This is a genomic window from uncultured Chloroflexus sp. (assembly GCF_937129525.1).
In the GTDB taxonomy this organism is placed as follows: Bacteria; Chloroflexota; Chloroflexia; order Chloroflexales; family Chloroflexaceae; genus Chloroflexus.
Map to the genome: position 1 here is coordinate 15762 of NZ_CAKZNK010000144.1, position 12918 is coordinate 28679.

9 protein-coding genes are annotated in these 12918 nt (G+C 56.4%); all 9 read left to right on the plus strand.

From position 1 onward, the window contains the following. The 9 genes from Q0650_RS17605 to Q0650_RS17645 all read left to right on the plus strand — a co-directional run bounded on the left by Q0650_RS17605 (nt 1) and on the right by Q0650_RS17645 (nt 12915). Nucleotides 1-903, plus strand: a complete 903-nt coding sequence (locus Q0650_RS17605) for a carbohydrate ABC transporter permease (protein WP_298821372.1) — start codon at nt 1-3, stop codon at nt 901-903. 49 nt (nt 904-952) lie between these two features. After that, the gene (locus tag Q0650_RS17610) at nt 953-2992 is read left to right on the plus strand and encodes a YIP1 family protein (protein ID WP_298821375.1); all 2040 of its coding nucleotides are present in this window, start codon (nt 953-955) and stop codon (nt 2990-2992) included. Continuing rightward, entirely contained in the window at nt 2985-5132 is a 2148-nt protein-coding gene (locus Q0650_RS17615) for a DUF5696 domain-containing protein (protein ID WP_298821377.1), read from the plus strand. Before Q0650_RS17610 ends, Q0650_RS17615 begins: the two co-directional genes overlap by 8 nt. An 83-nt stretch (nt 5133-5215) precedes the next feature. Then, complete coding sequence (locus Q0650_RS17620; RefSeq protein ID WP_298821380.1) at nt 5216-6085, plus strand: carbohydrate ABC transporter permease; 870 nt, start codon at nt 5216-5218, stop codon at nt 6083-6085. Between the two features lie 15 nt (nt 6086-6100). Continuing rightward, nucleotides 6101-7030, plus strand: a complete 930-nt coding sequence (locus tag Q0650_RS17625) for a carbohydrate ABC transporter permease (protein ID WP_298821383.1) — start codon at nt 6101-6103, stop codon at nt 7028-7030. Further along, a complete protein-coding gene (locus Q0650_RS17630; protein WP_298821385.1) occupies nt 7023-8408 on the plus strand; it encodes a glucoamylase family protein in 1386 nt (461 codons plus the stop codon). The genes Q0650_RS17625 and Q0650_RS17630 overlap by 8 nt, the downstream gene beginning before the upstream one ends. 19 nt (nt 8409-8427) lie before the next feature. After that, on the plus strand, nt 8428-9411 hold the full coding sequence (locus Q0650_RS17635) for a LacI family DNA-binding transcriptional regulator (protein WP_298821387.1): 984 nt from the start codon (nt 8428-8430) through the stop codon (nt 9409-9411). A 3-nt stretch (nt 9412-9414) separates the two neighbouring features. Beyond that, on the plus strand, nt 9415-10653 hold the full coding sequence (locus Q0650_RS17640) for a glucoamylase family protein (protein WP_298821389.1): 1239 nt from the start codon (nt 9415-9417) through the stop codon (nt 10651-10653). Nucleotides 10654-10677: 24 nt separating this feature from the next. Beyond that, nucleotides 10678-12915 (plus strand): beta-galactosidase, encoded by a 2238-nt coding sequence (locus tag Q0650_RS17645; protein ID WP_298821391.1) that lies wholly within the window; start codon nt 10678-10680, stop codon nt 12913-12915. Nucleotides 12916-12918: the final 3 nt, after the last annotated feature.

Genomic DNA, 12918 nt, shown 5'->3' on the forward strand with positions numbered 1-12918 from the left:
ATGAGGCGCAAGCGTTGGTTTAGCTACAGTCTGCGCGATAGCGGCATGAATCCACGAGGGTTTCACCCCAGTCAGCTCAAATTTTATCTGGTGCTGGCGCCGCTGGCAGCGTTTATGCTGCTGCCCATCGTCTTTATCTTCTCGCACGCCTTTAAGCCGCCAGAGGAATTGTTTGCTTATCCGCCGCGCTTTTTTGTCGTCAGACCAACGCTGAAAAATTTTACCGACCTCTTTGCCCGCATTTCTACCTCGGAAGTGCCGGTGAGTCGCTATCTGTTTAATAGCGTGATGGTTACGCTGCTCACCGTGCTGGCTTCGGTTGTTGTTGGCTCGACTGCGGCCTTTGCGCTATCGAAAAAACGGTTTCGCCTCAAGCAGACACTCTTTGCCATCAATACGGTAGCGTTGATGTTTGTGCCGGTCGCCGTCACTATTCCACGCTTCCTGATCATCCAGCAGCTCGGCCTGCTCAATACCTTCTGGGTGCATATTCTGCCCGCGCTGGCCATGCCGGTCGGTCTGTTTCTGCTCAAACAGTTCATGGATGCGCTCCCCAACGAGATAATCGAAGCGGCTCAGATCGATGGCGCTACCGACTGGCAGATCTACTGGCACATTATTGTGCCGCTGACCAGGCCGGCACTGGCAACAATTGCCATTCTCGCCTTTCAGGCTTCCTGGAATAATGTTGATACCTCGGCGATGTACATCAATGACGAAAACCTGAAGACGTTTGCCTTCTATCTCTCAACGCTCACGTCAACGACGGCTGGCGCCAATCTGGTTGCCGGCCAGGGGATGGCGGCGGCGGCTTCGTTAATCGTCTTTGTCCCCAACCTGATCATCTTCATTCTGTTGCAGAGTCAGGTGATGAGCACAATGTCGCATTCGGGATTGAAGTGAGTGGATACGCCTGCGCTTGAGTGAAGGCCGCTACGCGAGAGAGACGACTATGGATCGGGTGCGCATCCGCAATCAGAGTGTTTTCTGGCTCGGCGTTGTGATTGCCCTGGCGCTGGGGACGGTAGTGCGCGCGCCGGTAGTTCAGGCTGATGCGCCCTACGTAACCTGGACACCAGGCCCTGGCGGCGAGCTATACATGACCCAGGATGCATATATCCCGATTGGCGAGACACCTTTGCCAGTAGCCGGCCCCGAAGACATGTTTATGACGCCGGATGGGATCATCTATCTGGCCGATACCGGCAATGGACGAATCGCGCGGCTCGATGAGACTCTGACGGTAGTGGCAGAGTATGGAAAGGGAATTTTGCAAAAACCGTTCGGCGTTTTCGTCGATGATGAAGGCACTGTATATGTGGCCGACGCAGGGTTGAATCAGATTGTTGTGCTGGCCGCAGACGGCACGCTCCGCCACCAGTTCGGGCGACCGGTTGAACCACTGTTCGGCAAGAACCGCAGCTTCCTGCCCCGCAAAGTGGCAGTTGATCAGCGCCGCAACCTCTATGTCATCGGCGAAGGATCGGTGCAAGGGGTCATCCTGCTCAACCCCGATGGCCGCTTCATCGGTAATTTCGCTGCCAATACCGCCCAGATGTCGCTGCGCATGCTCTTACAGCGGATGTTCTTGAGCGAAGAGCAACTGGCTCAACTGGCGCGAAACGAAGCTGCTTCGCCATCGAACCTGGCTATTGACCGGCAATCGATGCTCTACACCATTACTGCCAGCACATTTGCCGACCAGAGCATCCGCAAATTCACCGTTGCCGGACGCAATATCTTTCCATCTGTTATCGGCTCAACCTCATTCCGCGACATCCACATCGATCCCGATGGTCTACTGGTGACAGTTGATAGCGAGGGCCGGATCTTCGAGTACGACCAGAATGGCACGTTGCTGTTTCTGTTCAATGCCCGCGACAATGGCGATCAACGGCGCGGGACACTGATCAATCCGACCGGAATTGCCCGTTACGGCGACCTGATCTATGTCCTCGACAAAGAAAAGAATGCGCTGATCCGCTATCAGGCCACTGCCTTCGCCGAGACGGTGCATCGGGCGATGCGGCTCTATCTGGCCGGTTTTTACCGCGAAGCGCAGCCCTATTTTGAACAGGTGCTCAACTTCAATGGTTCGTTCATCATGGCGTATCAGGGGTTGGCCGATGCCTACTTCAAAGCCGGCAATTACGGCGCGGCGCTGACGGCCTACCGCTACGCCGAAGATCGGGCCGGTTATTCAGAGTCCTTCTGGGAGCTACGCAATGCGGTACTACAGCAATATCTCGGCCCATTCATCATTGCTATCACGCTGGCGGCGCTTGGTCAAAGCATTATGCGACGCTTCGAACGTCGGTACGGCTGGTTTGAACCGTTGCGGGCCTGGATGCGGCAACTTCGCCGGCGCCGACTGATTGACGATGCTGTCTTCCTGCTGCGCTTTGTGCGCCATCCGGTTGATAGCTTCTACTACATCAAAGCCAACCAGCGCGGCAGTCTGCGCTTTGCCTTTCTGATCTACCTCTGGGTGATTGCCGTTCACGTGCTCTCACTCTATTTGATGGGTTTTCCCTTTAATCAGTATGCCTACCCCGGACAGATTCGGGTCGAGAATGAAATTGCGCTGCTGGTGGTGCTCTTCGGGTTGTGGAATACGGCGAACTATCTGGTGTCAACGATCAGCGACGGCGAAGGCCGGGTGCGCGACGTCGTGATCGGCAGCGCCTACAGCCTCTTTCCGTATGCGCTGTTTATGCCAGTCGTGATCGCTGTCTCGAATGTGTTGACGCTCAACGAGATCTTTCTGGTCACCTTCTCGCAGCAGGTTATTTTTGCCTGGACTGGATTGATGCTTTTCATCATGGTGCGAGAAATTCACAACTATACCATCTCAGAAACGACCGGCAATGTTCTCAAGACCCTGTTCACAATGGCGATGCTGGCGTTCACCGCTTATATTCTCTCGCTCTTGTTTGGGCAATTGTTCGATTTTATCAGCGCTATCTGGCAGGAGATTGGTTTGCGTGGGTAAGCTCATCCATGTGCTGATAGCAGTGTTGCTGCTAACAATGTCGCTCCCGGTGGCTCAGGCCGCCGAAACGATGACCGGTATTCCTGCCGGTTACGAGCCGGTTGCTGCTAATGCCACATTCGAGCTGTATCTCAACCGCGAGACGCTGGCGTTCAAGGTGCGTGACCGACGCAGTGGCTATCTCTGGTCGTCGACGCTCGATGAGGTAACGCCAGCCGACCGCCTCAACCGGACCTGGACGGCGTTCGCGCGCAGCGGCATTAGCATCGAATATATGGACGCGCGCGCCAACACGCGCCGGGCATCGATCACCAATGCCGAACATCGGCTAGAGATTGCTACGCTCAGTGATGGCTTTCGCGGGCAGGTTACCTTTGTCGATCCGGCAATCACGATCACGGTACAGGTCACGCTGACACCACGCGGGGTACGGGTTGAAGTACCCTTCAGCGGGATCAGCGAAGCGGGAAACTTCCGGCTGGCCCAACTCCATCTCTACCCCTTCTTCGGCGCGACGCGCGAGGCCGAAACACCGGGATACATGCTGATCCCCGATGGCAGTGGCAGTCTGATTGCGTTCACGGAACGCACCAATGCGCGCGCAATGTTGTATGGCCGTTACTATGGCCCCGACATCGGGATGCGCGGCGAATTACCGGTCAACCCCGATACCCGCCCGACCTATCCACTCTCGGCGCCGGTCTTCGGTATCGTCCACGGCGAGCAACAGCACGCGGCGCTCGCCATCCTTGAACGCGGTTCAGCCTTTGCCGAACTGCTCGTTCACCCGGCAGGCATCACAACCAGATTCAACTTTCTCTACCACCTCTTCATCTACAACGAGAGCTACTTCCAGCCAACCAACCGCTCTGGCGCGGGAGTGACTACTATCCAACCGCAAACCAATGCGTTCGACATCGTACAGCACTACCAGTTTCTCACCGGCGCTGAAGCTGATTATGTCGGATTGGCGCGAGCTTATCAGCAGTTTCTGGTTGAGCAGGGCATCTTGCGCCCTACAGGCGCAGCCAATGGCGAGTTACCGCTGCGCGTCGAGTTTCTGGCCGCCGAGCGGGAACGGGTGCTCTTCTGGCAGCGGGCGATACCGATGACGACCATCGCCCAGATGGCCGACATCCTGGCCACGCTGCCAACCAGCAGAGTTGAAGTGGTCTACTATGGCTGGCAACCGCAGGGAGCCACCGCGCCACTACCGCTCAGCTTTCAGATCGAAGGCGCGTTGGGTAGCCGGAATGCCCTGGTGGAATTAGCCCGAACGATAGAGACTCAGGGTGGAACGCTCAGTCTCTACGTTGACCCCCAGGCCGGCCTGGTTGACGAGAGTGGTTACACGCGCAGCGATGTGGCGATGGCGATCAACCGGGCGCTGATCCGCGGTACCCATCGCGGTATGCAGCAGCTCTATTTCAATCTGCAAGCTGTTGAACAGCGCCTCAAAGCCTGGAGCAACGCCTTTGAACCGGCAGGACTCGGCATTGCGCTCGATGGCATCGGCTTTCGGTTGTATAGCGATTTTCAGGCAGCGAATCGCCGCAACCGCGAAGAGATGTTACAAGCCTACCAGACGCTCTTGAGCAAGTATGGCCCGTTTGCCATGTATCGCCCAAATGCCTATCTGTGGGAAGCCACCCGCGCCTACTACGATATACCACTCGGCGACAGTGGGTACCTCTACACCACTGCCGCGGTGCCCTTCTTGCCGATTGTACTCGCCGGTTACATTCCATACTATGGCCCGCCGCTCAACTTCTCGTCGAATCTGGAAGCAGATCTGCTGCGTCACGCCGATTATGGCGCATACCCGTCATTTCTTCTTACCCACGAAGCAACGGCGGCGATCTTAAAGACACGCTCAAACTGGATCTATACCTCAGCCTACAACCAGTGGCGTGACGAAGCACAGCGGGCATATGCATGGCTGGCTAGAGTGCTTGGGCCGGTGCAGGGATCGGCGATTGTGGCGCGCGCAACACCTCTGCCCGGCGTATCTGTGACTGAATACGCGAATGGGAAACGAGTTGTCGTCAACTACACCACGCAATCGATCACGCTGGCCGGTCAGACCATCCCACCGCGCGATGCAATCGTGATCGATGGCGCACCGTCTGGCAGACCATGATAAGGAGCGAACCGCGAGCGCGCGGGTTTGGCAAAGATCGCTGGCAGGGTTCGTCTGCTAAGGAAAATGTAAGGAAGATTGGTATGACCAATTTGGGATCGCGATGGCGCTTTCGCCTGCGGGAAAACCTTCAGGGCTATCGCTTTCTGCTGCCATGGCTGATTGGATTCGTGCTGTTTACTGCCGCGCCGCTGGCGCAAACGTTCCAATACAGGCTGAGCAACGTCAAAGTCGCAGTAACAGGGATTGAATTAACTGCTATTGGCTGGCAAAACTATACCCGAGCGCTGTTTACCGATCCGACATTTGTTCAGTTACTCATCGAATATGTGATTGAAACCGCGCTTTCGGTTCCGATCATTCTCATCTTTTCAATGATCATTGCCCTCTTTTTAAATGTACCGTTTTGGGGAAGAGGCATCTTCCGTACTATCTTCTTCCTACCGGTTGTCATCACCAGCGGGCCGGTGATCGGGGAACTGGTCGCTCAAGGGGCGACATCGGCGCCTCAGGTTGCGTCATCGACAGCCGTGGCGGCCTTCGTCGGCCAGTTACCGCCGCTTTTGCGCGAACCGGCGCATTATCTGCTGTCATCCTTTATTCTCATCTTGTGGTTTTCGGGGGTGCAGATTTTGATCTATCTGGCCGGACTGCAAAAAATTGATCGGTTTGTCTACGAAGCGGCAGCGGTTGATGGCGCTTCAGCGTGGGAAGCATTTTGGAAAATCACGTTGCCGTCGCTTCGCACAACTACTGTGATCAATGCGCTCTACACCATCATTACCCTGTCACATTTTTCTGAAAATAAAGTGATCCGGTACATCCATTCGCGGATTTACGATGTCGAGGGAGGTATCGGTTATGCCAGCGCCATGGCTTTTGTGTATGCGCTGGCCTTGATCGCGCTGCTGATGGCAACATTCCTGGTCTTGCGACCACGCGCGCGTGAGTAGGGGAGGGTTTGGGCTATGCCACGGCTACGCATTGACTATCTACGCCGAATTGTCTGGGGCGCACACAACCGGCCCGGTATCCTGCCCACGATCCTGCTCTACGCAGTCTTGATCGCTATCGGTTTCGTCTACCTCTACCCGCTGCTGTTTATGACGATCACCAGCTTCAAAAGTCCCGATGACTTGCTGAACCCGATGGTGCAGTGGGTACCAACTGAGCTGTATATCGGCAACTTCCAGAAAGCGTTTCGGGTACTGGACTACCTCGAGACACTTCGGGAAACTATCGTCATTAGTGTCGCGCCAACGGCGTTGCAGGTCGTGGTGTGCGCGCTGATCGGCTATGGCCTGGCCCGTTACCGCCTGTGGGGGAAATCGATCCTCTTCGCGCTCATTTTCGCTACGTTTGTCATTCCTCCCCAAAATACCGTCATTCCACAGATGTTGAATTACCGCTATCTCAACCTGCTCGGCAATCCGCTATCACTGCTCATTCCGGCAGCGTTGGGGCAAGGTTTTAAGAGTGCGATCTTCATTCTCATCTTCTACCAAAACTTTCTGTCACTGCCGCGCGCGCTGGAAGAAGCGGCCCGGCTTGACGGCGCGTCAGACCTGGGTATCTTCTGGCGGATTGCGTTGCCCGGCGCGACGCCGGCGTTTATCGTCTCGTTTGTCTTCTCGGTGGTCTGGTACTGGAACGAAACCTACCTGACCACGGTGTTTCTCGAGGGCGGTATTCAGACGCTGCCGATGCAGTTGGCCCGGTTTACCCAGGCCTACGAAAACCTCTACCCGTCGAGTATGGTCAACATCTTTGACCGGCTCAACGAAGCGGTGAAGATGAGCGGAACGTTGCTGACGATTTTGCCGTTGCTGGTGATGTATTTCATCTTGCAACGCTGGTTTGTCGAGTCAATTGAACGATCAGGACTTGCCGGTGAATAAGATACGCATCTGGAATATGCTGATGGGGCTGGCATTATTGATCACAGCCTGCGCAACTCCAACCGGGCCGAGCGTTCAGCCATCGGACGCGACGGCCACCGTTGCCGCGACACCAACATCACTGCCAGCATCCGTGCCAGCGTCAACGCCGACACCGATGCCGATGCCCACGACCATCGTCGGCGACGACGAGATCATCGCCTACGAAATGCGCGCAGCGTTTGACTTCTTTTGGGAACAGGCCAACACCGACCCTGATAGCCCCGGCTATGGCCTCATTCGCGACCGTTATCCGGGATCGGCAGGAATTGCCAGTATTGCCTCGGTTGGCTTTGGCCTGACCGCTCTCATTGTTGGGGTGGAACGAGGCTACATCACGCGCGACGAAGGCTATGAACGCGCCTCAGGCACGTTACAAACCCTTACGCGAATGGAATCGGTTGAGGGGTTTTACTACCACTTCGTAGATATTCATACCGGTCAGCGAGCCTGGCAGAGTGAAGTATCGAGTATCGACACCGCTATCTTGCTGATGGGAGTGCTGGCGGTGGGGCACTATTTTGGCGCAGAGGTGGCCACCCTGGCCAATACCATCTACGAGCGGGTTAACTGGCCCTGGTTTCTTGATCCCGACCGGCAAATGTTTTATATGGCGTATTACCCGGAAAAAGGCTTCAGCGGTTATTGGGATTTTTATGCCGAACAGTTGATGCTCTACGTGCTGGCAGCAGCATCGCCCACCTATCCGGTTGACGAAACACCGTACTACACCTTCATTCGCCACACGGGACGGTATGGCGATGGAGAGCCGTTTATTCACTCGTGGTTTGGATCGATCTTTACCTACCAGTTTAGTCATGCGTGGATCGATTTTCGCGGACTGGTTGACCAGAAAGGGGTTGATTGGTTTCAGAACTCGGTTGCCGCCTCGCGCGCGCACTACGACTTTGCTGTGGCAATGGATGCGAAATACGAAACCATTGGTCCCAATGCCTGGGGGCTGACTGCTTGCGACGGCCCCAACGGTTATGAAGGACGCTACGGCGCGCCGCCATCGGGGTACGACAACCGCGCCCACTTCATCGACGATACCGTGCCGCCAGCAGGAGCAATCGGATCGATCATCTTCACTCCGGCAGAGTCGTTGCAGGCGATGCGCTTCTACTACTCGCTTGAGCAGTTGAAAGGGCAGTATGGTTTTTACGATGCCTTCAACCTGTCACGCAACTGGTATGCCACCGACGTGATCGGCATCGACAAGGGTATCTCGCTGGTGATGCTGGCGAACTACCAGGATGACCTGATCCACCGGGTGATGATGAGCCATCCGATTATTCAGACTGGCCTGACGCAATTGGGGATTGCAGCGAAGGAGTGATGGGATTAGGGGAGGAACAATGCCGACGATCAAAGACGTTGCTCGCCGCGCCGGTGTCAGTGTGACTGCGGCTTCGTATGCCCTCAACCGCACCGGCACCATCAGCGAAGAGACGCGGCAACGGGTGTTACAAGCAGCCGAAGAGCTGAATTACCATCCCAATGCCTTTGCCCGCCACCTCAAGGCGCGCCGGTCGCGCACGATTGGTATCTTTATTACCCGTTTCGCCGGCGCTTTCTACGAAGAGATTCTTGATGGCATTCACGAGGTCATTCTCGCCACCGAATACGAGCTGATCGTCTGCCCGGAGACACGGGTCGAACGGCGCATCTTTACCCATCGCCAGGTCGATGGCGCAATCGTGTTTGATACCAGTATCCGCGACGAACAGATTCTGCGCCTTGCCGGGCCGAAATTCCCGATTGTGGTGATGGATCGGCAGCTTGAAGCCGAGTATGTCTTCCCGCTTTTGCTTGACAACCGGCAAGGCGTCGCGCAGGCGTTTGCGCATCTCTACCGTCAGGGATTGCAGCGACTGGCCTATATCGCCGGCGCGCCCGATTCATTTGACAACAACGAGCGCATGCAAGCCTTTCTGAACGAAGCGGCGCGTCATCAGTTGTCAGTGCGCGTTTATCCCGGCAATTTTACCGAGCAATCGGGTTATGCGGCGGCTAAACGGATCATCGACGAGGGCGATCTACCCGAAGGTGTCTTTTGCGCCAACGACCAGATGGCAATCGGCTTTATGCGCGCGATGCGCGAACACGGTCTCGAGGCGCCACGCGACATTGCCGTGATCGGCTGTGACGACATTTTGCTGGCCCGATATGTGCAACCGCCGCTTTCGACCATCGGCGCGTCACGGCGCGAGTGGGGCGGTACCGCTGCGCGCTGGTTAATGCGCTACCTTGAGCGCGAAGAGGTCTCGCCACCTCAGCGCATACCAACCGCTTTTATCGCCCGCGCTTCGTCGCTCAAACGTCCTGAAAACCTGGAGTAGCCTGTGGATACGACAACGCCGATCACCTTTGAGATCGAGGGCGCGATTACTTTCTTTCGCGCCGGCACGAACCTTGATCCCTCCAGCCCTGGCTATGGTTTAACGGTCGATGCCATCCATCGGCCTCAGATCGCGTCAATCGCCTCAGTTGGATTTGCGCTTAGCGCTTGGGTGATTGCGGTTGAGCGCGGTTTGATGCGCTACGCCGACGCTCTGCACCTCACCCGCGGCACGTTGCGGACACTCTACGAGCGGGTGCCTCATCAATACGGCTTCTTTGCCCACTTTCTCGACCGCGCCACCGCAGCACGCTGGGGTCATTGCGAATATTCCACGATTGATACCGGTCTTTGCTTGAACGGTGTGTTGACGGCTGCGGCCTATTTTCGTGACGCCGAAATCGAAGAGCTGACCGAACGTCTGCTCGACCGGATCGATTGGAATGCATTTCTCGCCGAACGAGACGGGCATCTGGTCTTGCGCATGTCGTACAATCCCGATGCTGATGGCGATTATGTGACCGATACGCCGGGGTTTATCAGCTTCTGGGATATGGCTGCCGAACAGAAGCTGCTGTACCTCCAGGCTGCGTTACGATTGCCGCCGGTCACTGCTCGCGCGCTCTATCAAGGGTTTCGAAGCGACATCGGCTACTATCAGGGCCAGCCGGTAATTATCAATCCCGGTGGAACGCTCTTTGCCTATCAATACACTGAAGCCTGGCTCGATACCCGTAGCTACCGTGATCCTGACGGTATTGACTGGTTCCGCAATGCACAACTTGCTGCGCTGGCCAACCGCGACTATTGTCTCAGCCTGCGCGATCGGTTTGGCGCCTACCACGAACGAAGCTGGGGGATCGGATGCGGCGATACCCCTCGCGGTTACGTCGTGGCTGGCGCGCCACCTGCCTTGATACCACCTGAACCGGACGGCACCGTTTCGATCAGTAACGCTCTGTCCTGTATGCCCTATATGCCCGACGCTGTGCTCGACATGCTTGATTATCTCTACCACAAACAGCCGGACACTCAAGGGCCATACGGTTTTTACGATGCGTATAACCTTTCGACCAATCCACCGTGGTATAGCCGCACCGTATACGGGATTAATAAAGGCTGCGCCTTACTGATGCTGGAAAACGCTTGCACCGGCCTGATCTGGGATGTCTATACGTCTGGTTCGCGCATCCAACACGCGCTCAATGTCCTGGGATTCACCAGACAACCATCAATCGCCTGATACTGTTATCGAGAGGTTATCACAATGCCTGACTTCACAGTCCACAGCCAGCGCTTCTGGCTCGATGGTCAACCACTATTGCTACAGGCGGGCGAGTTTCACTACTTCCGCGCGCCTGCCGATCAATGGCCGCAACGCCTCAGTCTGCTGACGCAGGCCGGATTTAACGCGGTTGCCTGCTACATTCCATGGCTGTGGCACCAGCCACAACCTTCCGTGATCGATGTGCAGGGGGAAACGCACCCGATGCGCAATCTGGCCGGTTTTCTCGATCTGGCGCATCAGATGGGACTCTACGTCATTGCCCGGCCCGGCCCGTACATCATGGCCGAAACCATCAACGAGGGGATTCCACCGTGGGTATTTGAGCACTACCCGCAGATCGCGCTGATCAACCAGCGTGGCGAAGCGGAACAGATCGCCAGTTACCTGCATCCCGATTTTCTGCGCTGCGTCGCCGATTGGTATCGCGCCGTCTTCGGCATACTGGCGCCGCGCCAGATCACGCGCGGCGGCCCCATCATTCTCGTGCAACTTGATAATGAAATGGGTATGCTGCACTGGGTGCGCAACAGCTTTGATCTGAATCCGGTGGCGATGCAGCACTTCGCTGCCTGGCTCAATGCAACCGGTCATACCGCGCTGATCCACGATCCGGCAACCCTGGCCGAACAGTTGCGCCATGCCGAAGGTGAAGCCGGCGCGCAACTGGTAGCTGACTATCGTCGCTTCTACCGGAGCTATCTGCGCGACTATACGCGCTGGATGCTGGCCGAAGCGCGCGCGAATGGTCTTGAGACGCCGGCAGTGATCAACATTCACGGCTTTGCCAATGGCGGTAAAACCTTTCCAATAGGTTTGTCGCAATTGCTCGAGACATTGCGTCTCCCTGAGATCATCAGCGCCACCGATGTCTATCCGGGTCAGATCGGCGCAGGCACCTTCCATCAGATTATGCTGATTAACGCGATGACCAGCGCCATCCAAAATCCGGCTCAGCCACTCTTTTCGATCGAATTTCAGGCAGGCGGCAATCTCGACTTCAGCAATATGTCAAGTTCTTTCTACGACCTCCACACCCGACTGAGCCTGGCCAACGGTATGCGCGCGATCAATCACTACCTCTTTTTCGATGGAGAAAACGACCCGCTGCTCAGCCCGATCAAACGGCACGACTGGGGGCACCCGGTGCGCGTCGATGGCACACTGCGCAGCCACTATCATCGCTACCCGCTCTTGTCACGCGCGTTAGCGAGCTACGGCGATGCGCTCACCCTCGCGCAACCGGAAACGATCACCACTATCGGTTTTCGCGTTGATGATTTTATGACCGAAGTCAATGCGCCCTGTACGCAGACGGCAACCAACATCATCACTCATCAGCGCGATGTGATCTTGTTTGACTTCATCGCGCGCGGACTGGCTCTCACCCACCGCGACTTCAAGGCGCTTGAGCTACAACATACCCCGCTTGATCCGGCACAGGTACCGCTCCTTTGGACGATGCTCGACGAAAACTGCGATCCGGCCACCGAACGCAAGCTGGTTGAATATGTTGCTGCCGGTGGACGAGTAGTGATTGTTGGACGATTGCCCACAGCCGGCATACTGGCAACCGCGCTTGCTATCCAGGTCAGCAGCGACCCACCCTTCACGCCTCGTCGGGCGCACATCTTCGACAACGCCGACATTCCGGTCAGCTTTGCGCAGTACTATCACGGCGAACCGGGGAACATTTTCGCTACCGTCAATGATGAGTCAATCGGTTTTCGCAAACAGCTCGGCAAGGGCGAGATCGTGATGCTTGGGGCAGCCTTCCCGATTGTCAACCTTACCGATCTCGCCGTCTTTTCTCGTCTGGCCGAATGGGTTGATTGCGTCGCGCCCTTCACCCTCTCCAACTGGGTCGATGTTCATCTGAGTCGCGGCCCGCAGGGTGACTTTTTGTTTGTCAATCACTATGGCGACGATCCACTCGAAACCAGAATCGACTATCGTGGAAGGCCGTTATTCGACGGCCACCCGATCACTATGCCGGCGCGGAGCGGCGCGATCTTGCCGCTGAACTGGAGGATTCGCCCTGGCCTGACGGCGCGTTATGCCACTGCAGAAATCAGAGCAGTAACGGCAGTCGCCGGCGCGCTGATTTTGACATTTGCCCGACCTGAAGGGGTGATCTGTCTGGAAAGAGATGGCGCTCCGGCGCCGCAATTCATCTACTTCACCAACGGCACTATTCAGATCATAGAGTCATCGCAATAGAGA